Source organism: Streptomyces sp. H39-C1 (assembly GCF_027158125.1).
In the GTDB taxonomy this organism is placed as follows: Bacteria; Actinomycetota; Actinomycetes; order Streptomycetales; family Streptomycetaceae; genus Actinacidiphila; species Actinacidiphila fildesensis.
Genome location: NZ_JAPVLS010000081.1, coordinates 1 through 24,102, shown reverse-complemented (window position 1 = coordinate 24,102; position 24,102 = coordinate 1). Strand labels below are relative to the sequence as shown.

Sequence of the window (24,102 nt, the reverse complement as noted above, 5' to 3'; positions counted from 1 at the left end):
CCCAGCCGCCGGCTGCCCACGGCCACCCGGGCACGTTCACGTGTACCCGCCTGAGCACAGCCGCGCGTACGCCGACACCACCTCACTCTCCTGCGCGGCCCAAACCCGGCCGGCAACCTCTCGCGCCACATCCCCACCACCCAGGCCCTGGCCCGCGAAGCCCTCGACCTGCCCGACGCGCTGCGCACCGTGCCGCGGCTCTACCTCTCCCCGAGTATTCGAGCTGCCGTGGACCGCTCGGTGCAACTCGCAGCCCTCGCCACGCTCGCCGCCGATCACCTCATCGACGCCGTGGACCTCCTCCAGAACGCCGCGCACACCAGCGGGCCAGAGGCGCAAGGCCGGCATGGCGCTTCCCTGCTGGAAGCTGGGCGCCGCGCCGCCTTGGCTGGACGGCTCACCTCCCTGGGCGCCGAGGACTGCCTGACTACCACCCGCCTGATCGCCAGCGAGCTTCACCGGCAGCAACTCGACGCCGCCCTCCCGCCGCTGGCGCTCTCACCTGCCCAGCAGGCAGCCCTGAAAGCCGTCGCGGCAGGGCGCGCAACGGTCAACCGGCTCCTCGACAAACCGTATGTCCAGCGCGGGGAGAGCCGGGTCACCATCAGCACCCTGCGTTCCCTGGAAGCCCGCCGCCTCGTGCGCCGCGAGCCGGGCACGCACATTCCGCACGACGAACGCCTCCACCTCACCCCCGACGGATGCCGCGCTCTGGCAACCGCGCTCGCCCCTGCCGGGGAGCCGCTTCCGGTAGCTCAGCCACCGGTTGCGGTGCCGGAAGCACAGCACCCGCTGCAGGCTGAACGCCGGACGCTCGGGGCAGATCCGGCACATCATCGCCTCCGGTATCTCCGTGGCCGACAGCGGCTCCGCACTCCGCAGGAACTGAGCCCGGCTCATCCCGCGCGCCTCCGCCTCCTGCCACTGCCCGGCGTGCACCGAGCACATCGCGTAGCGCCGCCAGCGGGGCCGCTCGCAGTCGACGACCGTGCAGCTCCACGGATAGACCGGGTGCGTCGGCGGGATCTTCAGCACCCCGCCGCGCAGCACCGGGTCGAACTCGGGCCCGTTGACCAGCGCGGTGAGCACCTCCAGCCGGTCCCGTCGCATGCGGGCATCCTGGAGCGGCAGCTGCGACAGCGCCGTCACTTCGTCTCACCCCAGACCGTGCGCAGGGCGGCGTCGAAGACCGGGTCGTGGACATCGACGTGTCCGTAGACCTCATCCACCATTGTGGCCGAGGCCCAGCCGCCGGCGTCCCGGGCAATCAACGTGTTGCCTTCGGTGGCGTCGAGAACCGCGGACGTGAACGAGTGCCGGAAGGCATGGGGTTTCACGACCCCGAGTCCGGCTCGTTTCCCGGCCCGGCCGAGCATCCGCCTGGCTCCGACCGGCGCCCACGGCTGTCCGGTATCGGCGCCGTGCAGCTGGACCATGAGCATGCCGTGCCCGGCGCCGCGCGGGTACTCGGTGGTGACGTACTCGAAGTAGGTGTGCACCATCGCGGGGCTGACCCGTTTGATCAGCCCGCCGGTCACGATGCCGTGCTCGACCCGCCAGGGGTGCTTGCTCTTGGCCTCGGCCCGGTTCGGGTTGCCGGGCCGGTGGCAGACGTGCAGGTGCGGGGTACGGCACTCGCCGCAAGCCGCGTTCTCCCGCAAGTGCAGGTCGACCAGATGAAGTCCGCAGAGCTCTCCGATGCGAAGCCCGCCGTCGGCGAGCCAGGTGACCACCAGCCGGTCCCGGGCGGCGTTCACCGTCTCCAGCAGCCTCTCCCGGGCGCCCTCCGGGAGCATCTTCGGATGCCGGCGGTGCGGCCCCTTCGGCGCCAGCGGGTTGGTGGGCAGCGACGACTTCACGTGCCCGAGGAACGAACGGCGCCGGTCCACCCGCGACGGCAGCCGGGATTTGTCGAGCTTCTTGCCGAGTTCGCCGTTGATCCCGAGGGAGGACTGATGCAGATAGAAGCCCTTCAGACAGGCCGCCGCGATCGACAACGCGGAGCGGCCGTAGGGGCGCTTACCGACCCGCCACGGCTCGCCGAGCGGCATGCGGACCTCGGCACCTACCATGCCCATGTACCGCTCCAGGTCGCGCAGTTGTACTGCGGCGAATGTCAGGCACTCCCGCTCCAGCCACCGCAGGTGGTCCACCAGCAGATACGCGTACGTCCTCTGCGTTCCCGAACCGTCATGCAGACGCAGGAACCGGTCCGCCTCCGTGTGCACCGTCCCCTCGGGCCACACGATCGTCCACGACCGCCGCCCGCCCTTCCGCTCGATCTGCTGAACCCTCAGGTCCCCGACCACCACGTGCCGTGCCACTCGTCCTCCGTACCGACTCCAGAACATGACAGACGTCCCGGACACGGTCGGTAAACAAGCCTGGGACGTGCTGGTCACAGTCCCAGACGGACATCACGGGCAGGACTACCTGCGGTCGGTAAACTCAATCACCGCCGGCGACCCATTCTCATCGAGCCCCAGCGAGTCGACCCGCCCGCCATGGACAGGACCGGTGCTGTACTCGCTTGCCAGGAATCGGACGCCCAGCAGTGTCTCCATGTGCGCCTCGATGAGGCCCTGCACATCGGCCTCGACCTCAGCAAGACGCGGCGCGACCTCGGTCACGCCGCTTTTCGTCGTCTGGAACAGCTTCAGACCCGACACCTTCCCCTCCTCGGCACCGAGATCAACAACGCCGAGCAGGGGCAGAATTGTTTCCACTGGGGCCTTCAGCCTGGTGGAGGCAGCGTGGGAGACTGCACGTACGGCCTACGAGGACCACCCGCGTCCCCTTGAACCTCAGGGGTTTGCCTTTCCCCCATATGTCCCCCACGTTGTGGGGGGTGACGCCAGGGAAGTGCGTTCGCGCAGGTCAGCGCCCTTGGCCCGGCGCGTAGGGCGAGTGCCTTCTAAGCACTTGGCCTCAGGCGCGAGTCCCGCTGTTGACGCCCCACTGCGCGGACACCCAAACGCAGGCGGCATCCCACCACCCATGGGTCCGCGATAGCGGGTGTTCACACGAGAGTCAGGCGGCCGCACCCGGTCGGTGCGATCGCGGCACGAGGTCCGAGTCATCTGAGGCTGGGCAACATAGCCCGAGAACGCCGGTTAGCCAAACCGGCATCCCCGCCCATCATGGATGCATCTCCCCTGCTCCGAACAGACAGCATGATTCCTCGGTGCTGGAGAGCCCTTCATGTCCGTGCAGATCGATCCGTTCACCGTTACCTTGGGAGCCTTCGAGTGAGCCCAACAAGCGCCGATACGTATATCGGGAGTGCCGTCCTCAGTCCCATGTGTATTCGTGCCGCCTGGGGCGGCACCGGCAGCGTGGCCGATGCCTCCAGAGCCTTCGGGTTCTCCCGCTCAAAGGGCTACGACCTCATACGCCGGGGAGAATTTCCCTGCCGTGTGCTCCAGATCGGCCGCGGCACACGCGTAGTCACCGCGTCCCTGCTCCGCGTGCTGGAAAGCGGAGAGCCCGAGTACAACCGGGTCAACCCTCGGCACCCCTCCGCTCTCACACCCTGAAGTCCCGCCCGAGTGGGCCGGACCTCCCTCCGGTGCTGGCGGTCGAGAGTCAGCTGACCGTCCGGCAGGCGGGCCAGCAGGGGGCGGCCGGTGCCGAACGCCTGCGCCCGCATACGGTCCAACGCCTCCACACGGACATCGCGCGGCACCCCGCGAGCATGCTGGCGGCCTGATAAGCACACCCCAATGTGCCGCGATCGCGTCCTTGGGTGTCTAGGGCGGGTCCTTCCTCCTTCGCCAAGTCCGGCTGCCGTCCTGGGAACCCAACGCTGGGTCATGGAACGGGCCTTCGCCCATCTGCACTGGTTTCGCCGCCTGCGGATCCGCTGGGAGATCCGCGACGACATCCAGCAGGCGGCGTGCCGCTTCGCGACGCGGGTCCATCCCCGCACGGGCGGGGAGCAGCGGAGCATGACCATCGCACCGCCCTGGATGACGGGTCCATCCCCGCGCGGGCGGGAGCAGGGTGAGCGCCTCGTCCACGTCGAAGGACGGGTCGGGTCCATCCCCGCGGGGGCGGGGAGCAGCGGTATCCGCCTGAAGCCATGGTTTCTCCTCAGGGTCCATTCCCGCGCATGCGAGGAGCAGACTTCCGCCCACAGCTCGATCGCGAAACCGGACGGTCCATCCCCGTGCGGGCGGGGACCAGGCCGTCGCCGTGACCGCCGCAGCCGGTACGACGAGTCCATCCCCGCGTGTGCAGGGAGTAGTGCGACTGCAGCGTCATATCCGTGCCGAACGTGGGTCCATCCCCGCGCGGGCGGGGAGCAGGAATGCGTGACCTGCGAACTCAGCCGCCAGAGGCTCGGATTTCGAGCACTTCCATCGAATCGAACATTACGGACCCCTGCGCCTTTTTGAATTCGGCGGTCACTGAACGCCCCGTTTGGGACGATCCGCCCTTCCCGATCTCCGCAGAAGGTGCCCCCGCCGGATACCACGTTAGTGTCGTCACCGCCCGCCGCACAGCAGAAGCGGGATGGGCGAGCCGGAGCATCACCAAACCACGTCAATCACCCCAGAGCACAACCTGCCGCCAGACGAAGGACCCGCCAGTACCACCCCTACCGCAGCTCCCCACGCCTGACGGCAGAGCCCCGCCAGATGCAACCGGCGGGGCCTTCACCTCTCACAGACGTCTCACCAACAACACCGACGCCCCTGGACCACAAGACCCCGACCTGGCACTACGCCACTTCCTTGTACCCAGTGGACGCCTCTGGACGGCCCCTACAACCTGCCCAGCACGTCCCGTTCGCCCTCCAGGTTGATCCCGACGGCGACGTAGACCGGCCGGTTCGCGACCGCGCCGTCGCGGATCTTCACGACGATGGCGTCGATCATGACGGCCGCGTAGAGGCTGTCCAGCGGGCGGTTGCGCCAGACGTCCAGCTCCTCGCTGACCTTGTCGGTCGCGCGGGAGATCAGGTCACGGGAGACATCGACGTCGTAGTTCTCCGCCAGGTGGGCTTGGATCTCGCCGGTGGTCAGGCCCTTGGCATACAACGACAGGATCGCGGCATCGAAGCCCTGCACCCGGCGGGAGTGCTTGGGCACCACCGCCGGGGTGAAGGACCCGGCCCGGTCCCGAGGGATGTCCAGCTCCACTGCACCGACATCGGTCAGCACCTTCTTGCGCGACGTCCCGTTGCGGGAGTTGCCCGATCCCGCGCCGGCCTGGTCGCCCTTCTCATCGCCGAGATGTTCGGTCATCTCCGCCTCCAGGGCGCCCTCCAGGACCAGCTTGACCAGCCCAGACAGCAACCCGCCCTCACCGACCAGATTCACCCCCTCCCGGCGGGCCCGCTCGATCAACTGCTCGGCCAGATCCCGGTCCAGCTGGGCCGCTCTCACCAACTCGGCCCGTTCGTACGATGTCCGCGCCGGGCTGCTCGCTCTTCATCCCCATCAGTGATCCTTCCCGGCAGAGACCCCGTCTCATGCCTTGCGGGCCTCACCGGGGCATACACAAACTTTCGGGCTCTGTTTCGTAGTCGGTGGTGACGGCACGTGCCCGGCGTCGTTGACGTCATATGTCAACTCCCGTGTGGCAACGCTGTTTTCAGGGCTCGCGGCGCTGGTCATCGATGATGTGGCACACGACGGTGAAGTGATCCGGGTCCTGGCCCGGACCCCGGATGTTCCCTTTCCCTGCGCGATGTGTGGGTCCCGACGGGCAAGGTGCACGGGTACTACGGCCGGACAGTGTCGGATGTGCCCGTCGACGGCCGCCAGGTCGTGGTCAACGTTCAGATGCGACGCTTGGTCTGCCCAGTACTGGGCTGTCGCCGGCAGACCTTCCGCGAGCCAGTACCGGGGCTGATGGAACGCCTTCAGCGCCGCACCACGCGTCTGACCAGCCAGGTCTCGGGGGTGGTCAAGGAGTTATGCGGCCGGGCGGCTCACCCGGTCGCTGGCCGTGCCCGTATCGTTCGCCACCGCCCTGCGGCTGCTGCGCCGCATCCCCGCGCCGGCCGTGGGGATCCCGCGGGTGGTCAGGGTCGATGACTTCGCCCTGCGCCGCCGGCACCGCTACGCCACCATCATCATCGACGCCGAGACCGGGGAACGCGTCGACGTCCTGCCCGACCGCGAGGCCGCCACCCTCACGGCCTGGCTGCGCGGCAAGAAGGAGATCGAGGTCGTGTGCCGGGACGGCTCGGCCACCTACGCCGAGGCGATCCGCCGGGCACTGCCCGACGCGGTGCAGGTCAGCGACCGCTGGCAGTGCGCCATGAGGCGCCTTGTCTTATCCCCGATTCAGTCGGGATGAATTTGGAGGGAGATTCTTGGGTCCGATGGCTTACCTAATCCGGAAACGGTGAGGGGACCGTAGCATGCCAGGAAATTGACGGCCGGGCTCAGGCATTAGGGACGGGGCGTCGAGGGACCCGCGTGGCACGGTGAAAGCTGGATTGCCTGAACCCTAATCCCCAGAAGATTGAAGGTCGAATCCGTCGGAAAGATGCCTGACACCGACGCCGCACCCTGCGACGGCTTTATGCCATGGTCGACGCAACCTCCGGAGTGCGGAGCGATGCCCAGCGAGGGCATTCAAGGGGATGAGTGGGGCACCTAAACCACGCTAGAACGTACGACAAGGACGAACATGGGATCGCCTACGGGAAGAGATCTTCCTATGGCGACGGAGGCCCCGTAGTAGTCGCCGGAGTCACGACCGGCCAAGGAGGACGGGAAAGCCGTCCACAGGGCGAAGGGGGCCAGGTGATCGGGCACTCAAGACTCGGGAGGTATGCGTAATGCAGAGCGCCGAAACGGTGCTGGGTGTCCTCCGTGAACGCGGCAGGCGTGGCCTGCCGTGCGACGAACTATATCGACAGCTCGTCAATCCGCAGTTGTATCTGCTGGCCTACGGGCGTCTGTATTCCAACAGGGGAGCGATGACGCCGGGGGTCAATGGGGAGACCGTGGACGGCATGTCGCTGGGCAAGATCGGGCACGTCATCGACGCGCTGCGCCACGAGCGTTATCGATGGAGCCCAGCTCGCAGGGTCTACATCCCGAAGGGTCGGGGCAGCACGAAGCTGCGTCCGCTCGGCCTGCCTCCCTGGAGTGACAAGCTCGTCGGCGAGGTGATCCGTCTGTTGCTTGAGGCGTATTACGAGCCGACGTTCTCTAACTCCTCTCACGGTTTCCGTCCCCGCCGGGGCTGCCACACCGCATTACGTGATGTGGCCAACACCTGGACGGGGACAGTCTGGTTGATCGAGGGAGACATCGCCCAGTGTTTCGACCGGCTTGACCATTCGGTCATGCTCCGGATTCTGGGCGAGAGAATCCACGACAACCGATTCTTGCGCCTGGTGCACAACATGCTCAAGGCCGGATACATGGAGGACTGGATCTGGAACGCGACGCACAGCGGAAGCCCGCAAGGCGGAGTTGTTTCACCGATCTTGTCAAATATCTACCTGCACAAGTTGGACGAGTTTGTCGAGAAGGTTCTGATCCCGAAGTACACCCGGGGCAGGATCAGGAATCCGAGCCGCGCCTTCTTCGAGGTGTGGAACGCTATGCGGCGCGCCCGCAAGCGCGGTGACCGCACCGAAGTGCGGGATCTGCGCAAGCAACTCCGCAGTATTCCCAGCCAGGATACTCAGGATCCCGGATACAGGAGGCTGCGATATGTGCGCTACGCCGACGATACCCTGCTCGGGTTCGCCGGACCGAAGGCAGAAGCCGAGGAAATCAAGGAGCGTCTGGCGCAATTCCTGCGCGACGAACTCAAGTTGGAATTGTCGCCGGAGAAGACGCTCATCACGCATGCCCGCACCGAGGCGGCGAGGTTCCTCGGCTACGACATCACCGTGCACCACAACGACCGCAAGATCACCGGCGGACGGCGCTCCGTCAATGGGGTCATCAGATTGCGCGTCCCTCGTTCGGTGGTATCTGCCAAGCAAGCCCAGTACATGGAGCGCGGCAAACCCGCGCGTCGGCCCGAACTGCTGAACCAGGACGACCACATCATCCTCAGCACCTACGGGTCGGAGTACCGCGGCATCGTCCAGTACTACCTGTTGGCCGGCGACGTCTTTCGACTCGCCCGGCTGCAATGGGTCATGGAGACCTCGATGCTGATGACGCTCGCCAACAAGCACCGCTCGTCGGTGTCGAAAATGGCCCGCAAGTACGCGGCCACCATCGAGACACCGCACGGGCTACGCAAGTGCTTCGAGGCACGCGTAGAACGCGTCGGCAGGAAGCCACTGGTTGGACGGTTCGGCGGGATCCCGCTGCGGCGGGAGAAGAAGACTGTCATCACCGACCGTCGGCTGGCCCCGGTCAACATCAAACGCAAGGAGCTGGTCACCCGGCTCCTCGCCGGGCGGTGCGAGTCATGCGGGCGCATCGATGCGGTGGAAGTTCACCACGTCGCCAAGCTCGCGGACCTCGGAAGATCGGGAACCCGGCCGCCGTGGGCAGATCTCATGGCCGCGAGGCACCGCAAAACCCTTGTGGTCTGCGGAAGTTGCCACGCGGACATCCACGGCAAGAAGCCTGTCGCAGCACTCACGGAGTAATCACTGGAGAGCGACGTGCGGTGACAAGTCGCATGCGTCGTTCGGGCTGGGGGCCGTTGGAAAAGGACCTGCTGAGCAGGCACCTCGCCGACGGCCCACCAGTACTCTGTGGAGAAACCTGTGCGACAAGACCCTGGCCGAAGTCCGCGCCCACGCCCCCTGCTGGGCCACCGTCAACCCGCCCCGGCCCGGCGGAATCCGCGAGCAGACCACCCGCGAAAGCTGGCACCAGGTCCACGACCTCCTCGACAAGGGCGTCGGCCTGCTCGACTGCTCCCGCAGACTGAACCTCGCCCTGTCAAACGCTACGCCCGCGCATGCGAGCCGACCGCCCAGCGCATCGCCCCGACATACCGGCCCACCTTGGTGGACCCCTACCGCGACCACCTGCGCCGGCGTCGGTCCGAGAACCCCACAGTCCCCGTCACCCACCTCCTGCACGAGATCAGGGAACTGGGTTACGCCGGCAGTGCGAACCTGCTGGTTCGCTACCTCAATCAGAGCCGCGCGGAGGGCGATCGCCCGGTGACCACTCCTCGCCAAGCTACCTGGCTCCTGCTCACCCACCCCGACCACCTGCGCGCCAAGGAGGGCCGCAGAATTCTGCCCACCGCGGCGATCGTGGACGTCCAGACCGTCGAGGCCTCCCCGAACGCCCCGGAATCGCAGGGCTTCGACGGAGGCAAGAGGGTCAAGAGCCGCAAGCGGCACATCGCCACGGACACCCTTGGACTCCTCGTCGTGCTGATCGTCACCGCCGGGGGTGTCCAGGACTCCGCCGGCGGCAAGCGGATCCTGGACACTCTCGCCGCCCAGTGGCCCACCATCACCAAGACCTGGGTCGACGCCGGCTACAACAACGGCGTCGTCAGACACGGCGCCGCCCACGGCATCGACGTCGAAGTCGTCGCCCGAGACAAGGAACAGAAAGGCTTCGTCGTCCAGCCGATCCGATGGCGCGTCGAGCAGACCTTCGGGATCATGTCCCGATACCGGCGTCTCCACCGGGACTACGAGGCGTTACCCGACCGGTCCCGCTCGATTATCCACTGGGCCATGGTCAACTCCATGACCACCCGCCTGACCGCCAGCCCGGACAGAACCGGGCAATACCTTCGCCCGAAGCCCTAGCGCAAGCCTAAAACGGTATCGAACGCCTCTGAGGGGAAACGGAGAAGCTGAACGGCGTGCTCGAGACGACAGTGTGCGGCCCCTCGGACGACTCCCTCACCAGACACCTATGCGGGCTGAACGGCCCAAACATCGATCGGCGTCGGCGGACAGCCCCCGTACCGATTTTCACGCCCGCGAGGCGTCATCCGCAGGTGAACGGCTGACTCCTATGGCAATCCCTCTTGGGGGAGAATCTGGGGAGTCGATCCTCTGTGAGCCGATCTGCCCGCCATATAGCGGTCCGGTGTGCTCCCGCTTCCCAGGAAGCGGGTCCCAGGGTGGTCTCCACGTGGGCCTCGATGCGGTTCTGGATATCCGCCTCTACCTCGGTAAGACATGACTGGACCTCCGCCACGCTCCCTGGCGTGGCAATGCCCGAAGCAGCCGTCGAACCTACGGTGGTGATATGGCGGTGATCAACGGTTGGGGACTGGAAGCGCGAGCCCGGATCCGCGCGGTGGACGCGTTGGGCTCGGCCGTGCTGTTCGTGCTGTCGGTCGTGGCCGCCTCGATCCAACCGCATCAGCACCAGTTCTTGTTGCGGTGGCCTGCCGTGGCGCTGGCAGCCGTCGGCTGCTCCGCGTTGGTGTGGCGGCGTCGCCGCCCGTTCGGCGTACTAGCGGTCACTATTTGCTGTGGGGTGGTCCTGCAGCTGCTCGGGGTTCGAGGCAGCCCCTTGGTGACGAGCCCGGTTCTGGTGTCTGTCTACACCGTGGCCGTACGGACCAACCGGCGTACCGCCTGGACCGTGGCAGCTGTCTCGGCTGCCGTCCTGGTTAGCGCCGCTGTGGTGTGCACTCCGGCGTCGTGGCTGGACCCGGACAAAGCTGCGATGCTGGCTTGGACAGCTCTGCCGGCCGCCGTCGGGGATGGGGTGCGCTCACGCCGCGCCTATGTGGCGGCCGTGGAGGAACGGGCTGAGCACGCGGAGCGCACCCGTGAGCAGGAAGCACAGCGGCGTGTGGCGGCCGAACGCGTCCGCATCGCACGTGACCTGCACGACATCGTCGCGCACCACATCGCCTTGATCAACGCTCAGGCAGGCGTCGCCGTCCATCTGGTGGACCAGCGACCGGAACACATCCTCACGGCTCTGGAGGACATCCGGGACACCAGCCGCTCCGCGCTGGACGAACTACGGGTGACCGTCGGCCTGCTCCGGCAGTCCGACGACCCGGTCGCGCCTCGTGACCCGATGCCGGGCCTTGCGCAGGTGCCGGCCTTGCTGAAGTCGTTCGAACGCGCCGGGCTGGCCGTGAGCCAAGGCCTGCGCGGCACGGCCGAACCGCTGGAGCCGGCGGTCGACCTGGCCGCGTACCGCATCGTGCAGGAGTCCCTGACCAATGTGCGCAAGCACGCCGGAGCCGACCATGCCCGGTTGTTCCTGCACTACCAGCGTGAACGGCTGACGATCACCGTGGAGGATGACGGGTCCGCCGGACCGCGTCATCCTCGCCCGGGGGCCGGTCACGGGCTGATCGGGATGCGTGAGCGGGCTGCCACGATCGGGGGCAGGCTGTATGCGGGGCCGCGCGCTGAGGGCGGTTTCACCGTGACCGCCGAACTGCCGCTGCGGTCCGGCTGCTCCGGCCCGGAGCAGGATCGGAGAAATGGGCATGACGATTCGCGTACTGCTTGCCGATGACCAGGCTCTGTTGCGGGGCACCTTCAGCATGCTGTTCGACGCCACGGATGGCATGGAGACCGTGGCCGAGGCGTCCAACGGACGCGAGGCAGTCGAGCTGGCCGCCGCGGAGCGCCCGGATGTGGTCCTGATGGACATCCGCATGCCGGAGATGGACGGCATCGAGGCGACACGCCTCATCAGCCAATCCGAGGACCTCGCAACCGTGAGGGTGCTCGTCCTGACCACCTTCGAGGATGACGAGCACGTCGCCGAGGCCCTGCGTGCGGGTGCGAGCGGCTTTCTCGGCAAGGGCGCGCGACCCGAGCAGCTTCTCGATGCGGTCCGCACGGTCGCAGAGGGCGAGGCGCTGCTGTCCCCGTCGGCGACGCGGGCGTTGATAACGCGATTTCTGGCCCAGCCGGATCCATGCCCGGCAGCCGTACATGCGCGGCTGGAGTGCTTGACGCCGCGGGAACGCGACGTCACGACCCTCGTGGCACTGGGCCTGACCAACGACCAGATCGCCCACCGCCTGTTCGTCAGCCCGCTGACCGCCAAGACTCACATCAACCGGGCCATGACCAAGCTGGCAGTGCGTGACCGTGCCCAGCTCGTGGTCATCGCCTACCAGTGCGGGATGGTCGGTCCGGCTGAACCTAGCCGGTCACTTCGCACATGGGCGTGAAAAGGGGGAACCGGCTCACGATGGCATCGAAATCGCACGATGCGGACGCCGGATCGAGGTCCGATTCACCTTGAACCCTGCCAATTCAGGCATTCGGTCTCCACTCTCCCCGAGTGGCGCGGAGGACAGGCCCAGCCGCCCACGGGCGTCCGTGTAAACGGTGTTCGCTATCCGCCCCGGCAGTAGGCGACCGGATATATACCGCGACCGTGGTAGCCGGAAATCGCTGCGCTGAGACGACGCGCCAGCGGCTGTTCCTGGGCGAAGGTGAGACCTGGAAACGGAGGTTTCGCCATGACCCAAGCGCCCTGCCTGACCGAGAAGTCCGGCGAGAAGACGTCCATCGAGGAATGCCGCACGGTCTGTGAACTACTGGCCGGCCACGCCCTCAAGGCCCTCGCACCCGAGGAGGCGAGCGCCGTGCGGGCTCACCTGGCAACCTGCGACAGGTGCCGGGACAAGCACGACGTGCTCACATCGGTGCCCGCACACCTGTCCCTGCTGCGCGATGCCCTGGCCTGCGGCAAAGGCCGACACACGCCGGCGTGCGCGGCCCCCCGGGACGAATGCCGCCACGCGTCGCCCCGTCGGCGCAGGCCAGACCCCTCGGCCGTGACCATGCAGATCACGCTTCCCCAATGGGTCAGCAGGACCTCTTCGTGCATCAGGTGAGCAATGAAAGGGCTCCCGTCCATGGCCCACCGATCCACCCCGCATTGCAGCTGGCCGTCAACGTCCTGGACGCCCATTCGCTGCTCGCGGCGTTCGGCGTGCTGAGCGTCGGGGTGATGGGACTCCCTGCAACTCTCGATCATGGGGGTCTGCTCGGTCGAGGATGTGCTGTTTGCCGGGATCGATATGCGACTGGAGGGTGTGATCGTCACCGCGGCGGTCGATCGACTCACGGAGCGTCACGGCAGATCTACCCTCGGCCTGAAGGAGTGGCTACGGACCGTCGTCGTCGAACTCGGCGGCCGCGCTGGCGAGCGGCTGTGCCGCAAACTTCCTGCTGCCGCTGGGGGCGTTGATCGTTGTCGTGTCGCTGTTCCCCCTTTTTACCGAGGTGTACCGGGCTCGCCGCGGCGCCAAATCCGAAGGGGCGTCAGTGATCATGGCCTTTGACGGGTCGTCGGTCGATGGCTCCGCATACCTGGACGTGGTGCGTCTGGCCCGGCATGCGCCGGGCTGGTTGGACGGCGCGACGTCGTTCTGGTCGACGTACGGGCTCGCGGTGTTCGCCGTCCTCGCGGGCGTCGGCTGGTGGTCCGCGCACCGGGCCGGGGGTGCGGTGGTGGTCAGGGCGCTGGCCGTGCCGGTAGTCGTGGTCGGGGCGTACGGCGTGGATGCTGTGGTGAAGCTGGCGGTTCGCGAGGACCGGCCGTGCCAGAGCCTGCGGGTGACGACCCTGGAGGCGTGTCCGGCGCCCGGTGACTGGACCTTCCCCAGCAACCACGCGGCGATCGCGGCTGCGGCTGCCGTGGCGCTGCTGTTCGTCTCACGTCGGCTGGGGGCGGTCGCGGTCGTGGCCGCCCTGGCCATGGCGGTCTCCCGGGTGTGGGTCGGTGCTCACTACCCGCACGACGCCGCGGCCGGAGTCGCGCTCGGCGGGCTCGTCGCGCTCCTGTCGATGCTCACGCTACGGCGATGGTCGGAACTTTGGCCGCGTGGATCGTGTCCACTGGGCTGAGTGCGTCCCGATGGCCACAGAGACGGAGGCGGCCATCGCTCAGGACAGGTCAGCGGTGACGTGCCCGCAGACGCCGCCGCCCCCGGCGGCCCCGTGACCGAGATCTCGACGTCCTGCTGGACAAGGCCCGCACCCACGGACACGGCGCGGCTGTTCGAGCGGGGTCACACCGGAGGCGGGGCAGGTACGGGTTTCGTGGCCTCACCGTGGCCCGCGATCTGGCCGCCTCGCTCGGGGAACGGCTCTCCCTGACCAGCCGAACGCCCACCACGTACACGTTGCTCGTGAGCCGTGTCGCACAAGGAGACCGGCGACGAGCCTCGGTAGCCACCGGCGTCTGCTTCTGGGCATCGGCCGCCACTGCGACGGGACAGCTCGGTTCAACAGCAGGGCGGCCGAAACCGTGACGTCGGCTTCGACCGCCCAAGGGAGTCTCCGGACATGGACGGGCTGCCCCAGGTGCTTTGGCCGCCTGCGCTGCCCACGGCTCGTCGGCGTGTTCCGGGGCGGCGCGGTTCTCGGCGCAGCCCGGCGTACTGAGCCCGTCGGCCGGATGGGCCGGCCGGGCATTGTGCGGTCCGTCAGCCCAGGTCCGCCAGAAGGGCGTTCAGTTCACTCTCCTGTTGTACCGGTGACATCGGGGGGTTCTGGTGGTCGATGCCGAAGGTCGCCAGCACCTTGTCCATCTGGGCGTCGATGGAGGTCCAGCCGGTGTCGTCCAGTGGCTGCAGCGAGTCCTGGTCGGCATCCCACAGATCACGTAGCGACTGGGCGGCCGCGTGGGCCCCGGCCGCGTCCCCCGAGCGTGCGTCCTTGAGCGAGGTGGATACGAGGGTCCGCAGCGCGCCGACCTTCGCGGGCGGGAAGTTTTTCACCGCCTGGCCGGGAGGCAGCTGCACGGTGGAGGTGGTGTCGGTCTCCGGCGCCGGGCCGACGTGCGGCTGAGCGTGGGCCCAGCTCAGCAGGGCCACGGTGGCTACGGCCAGTACTCCGAAGCCGCCAAGCGCGATGCGCTCCTTACGTGGGTTGCTGGTGCCCTGTGCGGCATGGGTCGCCTCGTGGGTCTCGGTCACATCCGAGCGCGTCACCGTCAGGTAGACCACTGTCGCCAGGATCAGGCCGAGGAAGATCAGGCTGGTGGTGAACGTGCCCAGCGCGAGACCGGTCGGGTCGCCCGGGCTCTGAGCGACCTTGGGGGACGCGAGCCAGTCGCCGATGTTCGCACCCAGCGGGCGGGTCAGGATGTAGGCCAGCCAGAAGGACAGCACCGGGTTCGCGCCGAACCGCCGCAGCGTCGTGATCGCCGCGATGAGGCCGAGCGGCAGCAGCACCGAAACGCCCGGGCTCCAGCCGGTCAGCTCCAGAGTCCAGTCGCCGGTCGCGGTGCCGAGCGCGAAGGTGACCAGGACCGTCAGCCAGTAGAACGACTCCCGAGGGAGTGTCGTGACCGAGTGGATCGACAGCGTGCGCTCACGCAGCCACCACACGCCGAAGACCACGGCGAGCAGCACCGAGAAGACCGCGGAGCTGATCCACAGCGGCACGTTCAGCTGGTCGGTCAGGATGTCGGTGTACAAGGTCCCCGTGACGCTGACAACGACCACGGTCAGCCAGTAGGGGAACGGTACGTACCGCTTCAGCCGCAGCTGGACGGCCAGGGCCACCACCAGGACTGCGGTGAAGATCCAGGCCGTGTTCACCAGGCCGACGCCCAGCTGGGTGTTGATCCAGTCGGCGAAGCTCTCACCGACCGTCGTGCACAGGACCTTGATCACCCAGAACCAGATGGTGACCTCGGGAACCTTGTTGAGCATGAGCCGCCCGCTGCGCGTGCGTGCTTCGGTTGTCGTTGTCATGTGGGGAGGTTTACGCGGGGAACCTGCAAGCAACCTGACTACGCCGCCGGGAGCGTCACCTCGACGTGACCGCGGCCATCTGCGATCGCGCGGATCTCCACACCGGCCGAGGCGGCGATGCGCCGGACCACCGGCAGCCCAAGCCCATACCCGTCGCCGCCGGTGACACCCGATTCGAAGACCCGGTCGACCTCCCCGGGTTCGATTCCGGGACCGTCGTCCAGGACATCGACCACGACTTTCTCACCGTGGATGCGCGCGGTGATCCACACGCGTGACCGTGCATGCCGCAGGCCGTTGTCCAGCAGGGGCGACAGCAGCGACACGGCGACGTCGGCCGACACGGCGACGTCGGCCTTCGAGGGGAAGGCGACCTCGACCGCGCGGCCGGCGATCGCCTGCCGCGCGGCGGAGCGCAGCTCACATCGCCCGGCGTCCGTACGTGCGCGCGCGGCGCGCAGAAGTGTAGTGATGGCCGCATTGAGGCGGTCGACCTCGCTCAGCACCACCGCCGGCCCGACCGGTTCGCCGGACAGCTGCGCCAGCTGCGCCTCGCCCCGAAGGACCGTGAGGGGTGTCCGCAGCTCGTGGGCGATCTCATCGGTGAGCCGGCGCTCGTCCGCCAAGGCGTTGTCCACGCGCTCCAGGAGGCGGTCCAGGGTCTGTCCCAGTTCCCCGAACTCATCGCGTGGGACTCCGAGGTTGAAGCGGCGCCCCAGTTCGTGATGGCCCCAGTCATCGGCGAGGGCGGCCATCTCGTGTACGACCCGCAGCGCGCGGCGCACCACAAGGTGCGCGACGCCGCCGGCGAGGAGGATGGCGAGGCCGCCCAGTACCAGCGACAAGGTCAAGCTGTGCTGCTCGGATGTCTCATAAGGCGTGAGGTCCACTCGGACGATCACCATGACGTGGTGGCCGTCGAGGGGGACCTCCCGCGCGTACAGGAGGTAGTGCGCGACCGTGGCGGTCTGCGATCGCCCTGAGCCTGCCAGCGCCTCGACGCGCTCGACCATGCTGCCCGGAACGTTCCCGTCGATCAGGCGGCCGTCGGCATAGACCCAGGCGACCTCGTCCAGCGCCTCGCTATTGTTCTCCGTCAGCACGACAGGCCCGCCCACCGCGGTGACGTTCGCCGCGACCGCCTCGGCGCGGGTCCGCGCCAGGTCGTGCGCGTCGGTGTCCGTCACCCGGCTCAGCAGCACATGCGAGACCACGACCAGGATCGCGACCACGACAGTGGCGATCAGCACCGTGAGTGCGACGACCCTCCTGCGGAATCGCGTCAGTGCCATCGGTAGCCCACGCCGCGGACCGTCGCCAGACGCCCGGCCACACCCAGCGGACCGAGTTTGGTCCGCAGCCGGCGCACGAAGGAGTCGAGGGTGTTGTCGCTGACCTGCGCTCCGTGCGGCCAGCCGGCAGCGATGAGGGCGTGTCGGCGTACCGCGTCGCCCTGCGAGGCGATCAGGCGGCCCAGTAGCCGGAACTCGGTCGGGGTCAGGCTCTCACTCACGGAGTCGTGGGTGACCACGTGCTTCGCCGGATCGAGGGTGACCTCGCGCGGTGGGGGCGCCACGGTGGCCCGGCGTAGCAGCGCTCGGACGCGGACCAGCAGTTCCGGGATGTCGAAGGGTTTGGTCATGTAGTCGTCGGCGCCGGCCTCGAAGCCGCCCACCTTGTGGTGCAGGCCGTCCAGGGCGGTGAGCATCAGCACCGGGGCGTCGACGCCGCGCGCCCGAAGGGCTAGACAGACGTCGCGACCGTCAGCGTCCGGGAGCCCGAGATCCAGGACGACCAGATCGGGCACCGTTGCGAGCTGCCGCAGCAGGCTGCCGGCCGTGGCGGCGACAGAGACGGTGTGGCCGTCGTGTTCCAGGGCACGCTTGAGGATGCCGCGAACCGCCGCGTCGTCTTCGCACACCATGATGAATGCCACGTGCTGACCCTAGATACTCCCGTCCCAGTTCTCCATCTGCCCTGATCAGCCGCCCGACGGTCGGGAACAGGCCGCTGATGACGCCCGTCCCGTGCCCTCCCCAACCTCGCAATGAGCATCCTCATGACCCGCCGCCTCACCGGGAGAATCCACACCCAGATGGCGCGGCGTAAACCGTAACAAATGCGGTAATACGGTACGAAATGGCGGGATACAACGCCCTCTCAGTCGACCTGCTGGGTGACCGGCCCCCGCTCGGCCTGCCGTGGGGAAACGGTCCTGCGCTCCTGGACCTGCGCGTAGGCCATCAGACCGAACAGGATCGCCAGCAGCACAGCCGAGGAACCCGCCGCGCCAAGGTTCAGGCCACCCTTGGCGATGGGCTTCGTCAGGAAGTCGCCCGCAGTGGCTCCCAGCGGACGGGTGAGGACGAAGGCGATCCAGAACAGCAGTACGTTCGGGACAGTCGGCACCTTCATCAGGGCGACGAGGACGGCGAGCGCGCCCGTCACGAGTAGGGCTCCGCCGGCGTACCCGAGGCCGGTACTGTCGGAGAGGAAGTCGCCCATGGACGTACCCAGCGTGTTGGACACAAGGATCGCCGACCAGAACAGCGCTTCCCCGCGGAAGCTGGCGATGTCCCGGATGACGAAGGTCATCCCGCTCAGCTTCCACACGGCGAAGATGACGATCAGGATCGAGATCAGGATCGCGGCGCCCGTGGGGTAGCCGAGGCCCAGACCCTGCGGTCCCCAGCCCAGCGAAGTGGTCCCGCCGGAAAGAAACTTGGCGCTGGCGTCGCGGTTCATGAAGTCGGACGTCGTGGTGCCGGCCATGCTGGTCGACAGGATCACGGTCCAGTAGAAGAACGGGTTGTAGCGGCTGGACCTGAGCTGGACGACCAGCGTGGCCACGAAGAGCAGGAACAGCGCGATTGTGGTGAGGAAGTATCCGAGCTGGAGGGTCTGCGCGAAGAGGTCGCCGCCCGTCTCACCAAGGGTGGTTGCGGCGATCTTCATGATCCAGAACGCCAGCGTCACCTCCGGGAGTCTCTTCATGACCGAGTTGGTCGCGCTCGCGACCTCGAGGTCAGGGGGCATGTCCGGTTCCTGCACGGTGGGGGCTCCAATCCGGGCGAACGGCAGTGCGCCCGCCCCGCAATGGAGACGAGTGCCCTGTGACAAGCGGCGACCGCTCAACGGCGGTCGTCTCAATCGACCTGGGCAGTGTCTGCCTGAACGCCTATTGAATGCCTGACGCCCGATCAGGCGGCGTGGCGCGCGGCGCGCAGGGGCTCCGTCACGTCCTTCCGGGTCACCGACGGGCACACGACCAGGCCGAGGATTGCGGGGAGGAACGGCACGCTGGTGATGACGGTGCCCCGGCCCAGTCGCCGTCACCGGTGGGCTGGGAGAGGTAGTCGCCGATGGACGCGCGCCGAGCGAACGGGTGAGGATGTGGGCAATCCAAAAGCTCCGCACCGCGTCCAAGCCGAGCTTGAAGTACGCGAGGGCGACCGCGGCGATGGCCAGGCCGAACAGGACTGCCGCGAGCCAGTAGCCGAGGTTCATGCGCTCAGGGACGAGGTCGCCGGCCAAGGTGCCGAGGGCGAAGGTGAACAGGACAGCAAGCCAGTGGTAGGACTTGCGCCTGGTGGCGTCGATGCGGTGAATGGACAGCGTCCGCGGAGAGAGCGGCCGACGCGCCACCGGCCGGCTCACCTCGCTCGGCGGACCGATGCGGCAACCGGCCGGGCCGGTCGCCCCGGCCGAGACCACCGTGCCGCCTCCTGCAACGCATCGGCGGCGAACCCCTCGATCTCAGACCTAGCTTGATCCCCGGGAGCAGTCGAGGACGATCAGCGAGCCCGTAGACGTTGAGCCGGGGCGAGGGCTCAGCCGCACATGGGGCAACGGGTCGCCGCGCCGTGTCATGCCTGGCCGTGGCCCTGCTCAGGCGGGGCGCCGCGAACGGTACGGGCGCCCGGCCGTGTCCAGCGGAAGTCGGGCCACGAGTCGGGCGCCCGTTCGCGAGTCCTGGACGCTGAGCGAGCCGCCCAGGTGGGTGGTGATGTCACGGGCGATGGCCAGGCCGAGACCGTGCCCCCTTGATGGCGGCTGCGTGCGTCGTCGAGCCGGGTGAATCGTTCGAAGACCCGTTCACGATCCGTGACCGGGATGCCCGGCCCGTCGTCGCCGACTTCCAGCACAGCCGTGTTGTGGGCCTCGTCGATGCGCAGGGACAGCAGGACCCGGTGGTCCGCGTGCCGTTGCGCGTTGTCCAGCAGGTTGGTGACCAGCCGCGCGAGCCAGAGCGTGCTGCCACGGACCGTGACCTCGGGCGCGATCTCCATGTGCACGGAGATCCGGTCCTGCCTGCGCGACCGTGCTGCTTCGCGGACGACCTCCGTGAGGTCGACGGCGGCGGTGGGAGGCGGTTCCGCGGCATCGAGGCGGGCCAGCAGGAGCAGGTCGGAGGCGAGATCCTGCAGCCGTACGGTGTCTTCCAGAGCCCCACTGACCAGTTCGCCCCACAGGGCGGGATCGGGATGGGCCTGAGCCACTTCCAGCTGGGTGCGGAGCACCGTGATCGGGCTGCGCAGCTCGAGCGAGGCGTCGGCGATGAACTGACGCTGGCGGATTCCGGCGGATTCCAGCCGGTCCAGGGTGGTGTTCATCGTGACGGCGAGCCGGGCGACCTCGTCCTGACTGTTCGGAACGGGCACGCGGCGGTGCAGGTCGCGGTCGCTGATCTCGGCGACCTCAGCGCGGATCGCCTCAACCGGACGCAGCACCCAGCCCGTAACCCGCCAGGTGACCACGGCGACGGTGAGTACGAGCAGCGGCACCGTGATGGCCAGCGCGGCGGTGATGGTCTCGTCCGCGGCGTCGGCCTCCCGCAGCGAGGTGCCCGCATAGACGGTGACCAGACCCTGGGCGGTGGGGGTGGTGACCTGGACGACTCGCTGGCGGTGCTCTTCCCGCACGGGGCTGCCGTTCCAGGTGCCGCGGACCGTGCCGGGTGTGCCGGAGCGATGGGTGGAGAGCGCGGGGCGGCCGGCGAGGTTGGGGCTTGCCGCCAGTACCCGGCCCTGGGCGTCGACGACCTGGAGGAAGTCGGTTCCACGGTCCGGTGCCAGTACGGGGTCGAGACGGCCTTCGGCGGCCAGCCCGGCGGTGGCGATGGCTTGCCGTTCGGCGTCGGTCTGCGCGGTGCGGATCAGGTTGCCGTCCAGGAGCCCGAGCAAACCCCAGGATGCGGCGCCCAGTGCCAGCGCGACCACGGCGGACGGACCGAGGACGCAACCGGTGCCCGAGGTCCCGGATCCAGGCCAGAGCCCGACGTCGCATCTCCCGTGGAAGGAGCCCCCGCACGGCCGGGCCCCACCGATCGGGTCGGCCGCGTCGTTCAGCCACCGTCGGCTGCCAACCGGTAGCCCGCACCGCGGATCGTCTCCACCAGCAAGGCGGCGGAAGCGCCTGGCAGGCCGTGGTCCTCGGCCCCGACGGGGTCCGGCACGCCGTGACCCTGGCCGGCAATAACGGCACGGTCACCAGCAACACCGTCGAGGCAGAGGTACCGACCGCGCTCCGCTGACGACCGTCGCCACACACGTAACGGAGACCTGGCATTTCACCGTCAGGCGACGGCCGCCGAAGCGGCGGCGCCGGTGCGCGACCGCCTGGTACGCGACGAGTGTGACGATGAGGACGGCCAGGACCAGGCTGACCGGCCCGGTGCCCCAGCCGAGCCCGCTGCGCCGGGCGGGGACACCCATCCAGTCGGCGAAGGACGCCCCGAGCGGGCGGGTCAGCACGTAGGCCGCCCAGAAGGCGGCGACCGGGTTGAGCCGCAGGAAGCGCCCAGCCAGGGCTGGTACGGCGATCAGGGCGACGGAACGCAGAGATGCTTGTATGAGGTGGTGCAGGGCGGCGAGGCCGCGTCACGCCCGAACCCCAACGCCGAAGCGCCGATCCCGGTGACGGTCAGGACAGGGCAAGCAAGACCACTTCCACCGCCAACAGGGTGAGCAGTCGTAGCGGTGCCGTCTGGTGCCAAATGCCCTGTGCAGCGCCCTGGCTGAAGGCCGTGTAAACGACCAGAAGCACTGAACTGCGGTCGAATAGGTGCAGTGCCGTGTGCCGGCGGTTGATGAAGGCGCCGATCCATGGGCGCAGCAGGTGTCCGGTGAGGAACGGGAGCAGCAGTTGGGTGGCGACGGCGAAGAGCCGATCGGGGGAGAAGGTTGCGGCTGAGCCCAGCAGGGTGGTGGCGAGCAGGGGGGTGGCGACCATGCCGAGGAGGCTGGAGTAAGTGCCCGCGCAGATGGCGGCGGCGACGTTGCCGCGTGCGATGGCGGTGAAGGCGATGGAGGACTGGACGGTGGATGGCAGGAGACACAGGTAGAGCAAGCCGGGGAAGCTGTGGCGCGATGACGTGGGGCACCAGGAAGCGGGCGGCCACGCCGAGTAATGGGAACCGCGGCCGACGGGCACGCCGGCCGCGTCGAGAACGCGGCCAACGCGACGACGACCGCACCGATAGCGGCCAGCAGCAGCCAGACGAGGACGGTGCTGTCGGCGACCGGGTCCCATGGCATCCATGCCCGCACCACCTCCCGCACGGCACCGCCCCGGAAGACCGGAGCGGAGACCACGAGATTTCCGCCTTCCACCCCTCGATGCAGCACCCCGTCACGGGCAGCCGCCGCTCCCGAGGAAAGGGCAGGCCCCCGCCCGTAAACACGCTGGCCCAACGGGCTGTAAACCCCCACGTCAACACCGTGCGAGGGACGGTGGAGCGCGGTCGGGCGATCGGGGGCGCCAACGGCACCGCCCGCCAAGCCGGCCGCCGCCCAGATGGCGTCGCGCTCCAGGCGGGCCACAGCCCCGTCGCGGTAGATCCGGGAGACTGCGATGGCCAACGGCACAGTAAACACCAGGACAGCGCACGCGGTGACGGTGACGATCGAGACCAGCACTCGGCCGCGGACAGATGACCCGACGACACCCCGACCACGAGGGACCTGGCCGTCGCCGCTGCTCACCGGCGCCGTACCACCAGGACCGGCATTTTCGGTGACCTCCCGTCAGCGCCCCCTCCCCAACACCGGCGTCGAACGGGTCGCACGTGCATCGGGCAGGTTTGGGAGCGGCGTCGACATCGTCAGAGGAAGGCAATTCGCGCATACTGACTCAACGAGCGGTGCCATGCCGTCGTTACCCGACCCGCACACCATGGTGGTCGGGGCGACCGTCGGTTTCCTCGCGCAGGCGCAGGGGCCCGGCACTCACCGGGTAGGTGCGCACCGGTAGAGCTGCAACGGCGCGCCGTCGGTGGAGTCGGTGACCGTGCCGCCATAGGCGCTGTCCGGGATCCGGGCGCAGGACGTACGGACCCAGTGCGCGACGCGGCCGGCGGGCGTGGTCGCGGAGGCGCCCGGGTGCGCCCGGCGGAGCAGTACGTAGCGCAGTCGGCCTGCGGCTACGTACTGCTGGATCTCGCCCGGGGTGGGTGACGGGGCCTGGCCCATGTATCCGCCGACGGGCAGCACGGCGTCGCCGGTGGCCCGGAGATACGGGGAGGCGATGTTCCAACTGATGGTCGCCACGAGGTAGTCGGCGCCATGCCGGTTGGTCTGCAGGTAGCTGAGCAGCCGCCGCCGCGCGGTAGGGCCGGGGGCCGCGGTCCGCTCGCCCGGGGCGGCGACCGCCGGGGCCCGCAGGCGGGTGCGATCCGCGTCGCTGTCGGGACCTACCGTGCCCTTGGTGGACTGGCTGTAGCGAGGCATGACGACCGAGACCGACCATGCCGCGGGGGCCAGGAGAATGGCGGTCAACCCCACGACGAGCCCGGCCACCGCGGCCCGATGGCTGCCCCGGTGCCCCGTTCCCCCGTTGCTCGGGCGGCTCCAGGCCAGCAGCACCAGCGCTGTCAAGCAGAGCACCAGGACAGCGGACCCCAGGCCCGGCCAGAAGCGCGGCCAGACGCCGGCCACCACGGCGCCCCACACCGCGGTGCCGCCGATCATCGCGGGCAGCGTCCACGCGCGGGAGCCGCCCGCCCGGTGGGCGCGCCAGAACTGGACCGTGCCGATCCCGGTCAGGGCCGCGAGCGGGGCCGCCACGACGCCCATGTAGTACGTGTGCCCCGTGACCGTCCCCGCGCTGAAGACGGCGAGGAACGTCGTCAGCCAGCCGCCCCAGAGAAGCAGGGCGGCCCGCTCGGGGTCGCTGCGCGGCCGGTGCCGCAGCCACACCAGGCCGCAGACCACCGTCAGGGCCGCTGCCGGATACAGCCAGCCGGTCTGCGAGGCCAGGGGCGCGCGAACCATTTTGGTCCAGCCACCCTCGTCGCCGGTGGCAGCGGCCGGTCCGGGTCCTGACGGCGCCTTCGCCGCGGGGCCGCTGGGTACGGAGTTGACGCTGCCGGTGTCGGCGGGGGTCAGTCCCAGCTGAGGGAAGCGGTTGAGGACGTTGTACCCCCCGACCATGGTCACCGGCGAGCTGTTCGTGGTCCCGGCGATGTAGGGCCGGTCGCCTGCGGGTATCCGCGCC

Annotated in this window: 15 protein-coding genes and 7 pseudogenes; 8 read left to right on the top strand and 14 right to left on the bottom strand. The window is 68.6% G+C overall.

Translation table 11 applies throughout. The features are described 5' to 3' along the window. Window positions 1-36: 36 nt before the first annotated feature. The 5 genes and pseudogenes from O3W51_RS37100 to O3W51_RS37080 form a co-directional block, all read right to left on the bottom strand. On the bottom strand, window positions 37-348 hold the full coding sequence (locus tag O3W51_RS37100) for a hypothetical protein (protein ID WP_269288486.1): 312 nt from the start codon (window positions 346-348) through the stop codon (window positions 37-39). A gap of 150 nt (window positions 349-498) precedes the next feature. Next, window positions 499-1,110: a hypothetical protein gene (locus O3W51_RS37095; protein ID WP_269288485.1), complete on the bottom strand. Its 612-nt coding sequence runs from the start codon at window positions 1,108-1,110 to the stop codon at window positions 499-501. A gap of 35 nt (window positions 1,111-1,145) precedes the next feature. After that, on the bottom strand, window positions 1,146-2,324 hold the full coding sequence (locus tag O3W51_RS37090; protein WP_269288484.1) for a tyrosine-type recombinase/integrase: 1,179 nt from the start codon (window positions 2,322-2,324) through the stop codon (window positions 1,146-1,148). 120 nt (window positions 2,325-2,444) lie between these two features. Further along, window positions 2,445-2,669, bottom strand: a pseudogene (locus O3W51_RS37085) (DUF5655 domain-containing protein); the annotation flags it as partial. A gap of 2,106 nt (window positions 2,670-4,775) precedes the next feature. After that, window positions 4,776-5,393 (bottom strand): annotated as a pseudogene (locus O3W51_RS37080) (IS256 family transposase); the annotation flags it as partial. A 166-nt stretch (window positions 5,394-5,559) separates the two neighbouring features. On the opposite strand from O3W51_RS37080, the pseudogene O3W51_RS37075 reads away from it, so the two are divergent. The 8 genes and pseudogenes from O3W51_RS37075 to O3W51_RS37040 form a co-directional block, all read left to right on the top strand. Next, window positions 5,560-6,261: pseudogene (locus O3W51_RS37075) on the top strand (ISL3 family transposase); the annotation flags it as partial. Window positions 6,262-6,796: 535 nt separating this feature from the next. Continuing rightward, window positions 6,797-8,581 carry a reverse transcriptase/maturase family protein gene (locus O3W51_RS37070; protein WP_198359598.1) on the top strand — a complete coding sequence of 595 codons (1,785 nt, stop codon included), beginning with the start codon at window positions 6,797-6,799 and terminating at the stop codon, window positions 8,579-8,581. A 106-nt stretch (window positions 8,582-8,687) separates the two neighbouring features. Then, window positions 8,688-9,172 (top strand): annotated as a pseudogene (locus tag O3W51_RS37065) (ISL3 family transposase); the annotation flags it as partial. Window positions 9,173-9,202: 30 nt separating this feature from the next. After that, complete coding sequence (locus O3W51_RS37060) at window positions 9,203-9,712, top strand: transposase (RefSeq protein WP_269288513.1); 510 nt, start codon at window positions 9,203-9,205, stop codon at window positions 9,710-9,712. 448 nt (window positions 9,713-10,160) lie between these two features. Then, window positions 10,161-11,399, top strand: a complete 1,239-nt coding sequence (locus tag O3W51_RS37055; protein ID WP_269288482.1) for a sensor histidine kinase — start codon at window positions 10,161-10,163, stop codon at window positions 11,397-11,399. Further along, window positions 11,371-12,066, top strand: coding sequence for a response regulator transcription factor (locus tag O3W51_RS37050; RefSeq protein WP_269288512.1), 696 nt, complete (start codon window positions 11,371-11,373; stop codon window positions 12,064-12,066). Before O3W51_RS37055 ends, O3W51_RS37050 begins: the two co-directional genes overlap by 29 nt. Window positions 12,067-12,360: 294 nt before the next feature. Further along, window positions 12,361-12,738: an anti-sigma factor family protein gene (locus O3W51_RS37045; protein WP_269288481.1), complete on the top strand. Its 378-nt coding sequence runs from the start codon at window positions 12,361-12,363 to the stop codon at window positions 12,736-12,738. Between the two features lie 433 nt (window positions 12,739-13,171). Further along, a complete protein-coding gene (locus O3W51_RS37040) occupies window positions 13,172-13,753 on the top strand; it encodes a phosphatase PAP2 family protein (protein WP_269288480.1) in 582 nt (193 codons plus the stop codon). A gap of 581 nt (window positions 13,754-14,334) precedes the next feature. On the opposite strand, the gene O3W51_RS37035 is transcribed toward O3W51_RS37040, so the two are convergent. From O3W51_RS37035 to O3W51_RS36995, 9 genes and pseudogenes are all read right to left on the bottom strand, one after another. Next, window positions 14,335-15,609, bottom strand: a complete 1,275-nt coding sequence (locus O3W51_RS37035) for a COG4705 family protein (protein WP_269288479.1) — start codon at window positions 15,607-15,609, stop codon at window positions 14,335-14,337. Between the two features lie 38 nt (window positions 15,610-15,647). Further along, window positions 15,648-16,901, bottom strand: coding sequence for a sensor histidine kinase (locus tag O3W51_RS37030; protein WP_269288478.1), 1,254 nt, complete (start codon window positions 16,899-16,901; stop codon window positions 15,648-15,650). Continuing rightward, on the bottom strand, window positions 16,892-17,545 hold the full coding sequence (locus O3W51_RS37025; RefSeq protein ID WP_269288477.1) for a response regulator transcription factor: 654 nt from the start codon (window positions 17,543-17,545) through the stop codon (window positions 16,892-16,894). The genes O3W51_RS37030 and O3W51_RS37025 overlap by 10 nt, the downstream gene beginning before the upstream one ends. 224 nt (window positions 17,546-17,769) lie before the next feature. Then, window positions 17,770-18,645, bottom strand: a complete 876-nt coding sequence (locus tag O3W51_RS37020; protein WP_269288476.1) for a COG4705 family protein — start codon at window positions 18,643-18,645, stop codon at window positions 17,770-17,772. 164 nt (window positions 18,646-18,809) lie between these two features. Beyond that, window positions 18,810-19,233 (bottom strand): annotated as a pseudogene (locus O3W51_RS37015) (hypothetical protein); the annotation flags it as partial. 242 nt (window positions 19,234-19,475) lie between these two features. Then, the gene (locus O3W51_RS37010) at window positions 19,476-20,828 is read right to left on the bottom strand and encodes a sensor histidine kinase (protein WP_269288475.1); all 1,353 of its coding nucleotides are present in this window, start codon (window positions 20,826-20,828) and stop codon (window positions 19,476-19,478) included. A gap of 267 nt (window positions 20,829-21,095) precedes the next feature. Further along, a complete protein-coding gene (locus tag O3W51_RS48575) occupies window positions 21,096-21,401 on the bottom strand; it encodes a hypothetical protein (protein WP_331284123.1) in 306 nt (101 codons plus the stop codon). Between the two features lie 86 nt (window positions 21,402-21,487). After that, window positions 21,488-22,024 (bottom strand): annotated as a pseudogene (locus tag O3W51_RS37000) (bile acid:sodium symporter); the annotation flags it as partial. A gap of 811 nt (window positions 22,025-22,835) precedes the next feature. After that, window positions 22,836-24,102, bottom strand: a pseudogene (locus O3W51_RS36995) (ArnT family glycosyltransferase); the annotation flags it as partial.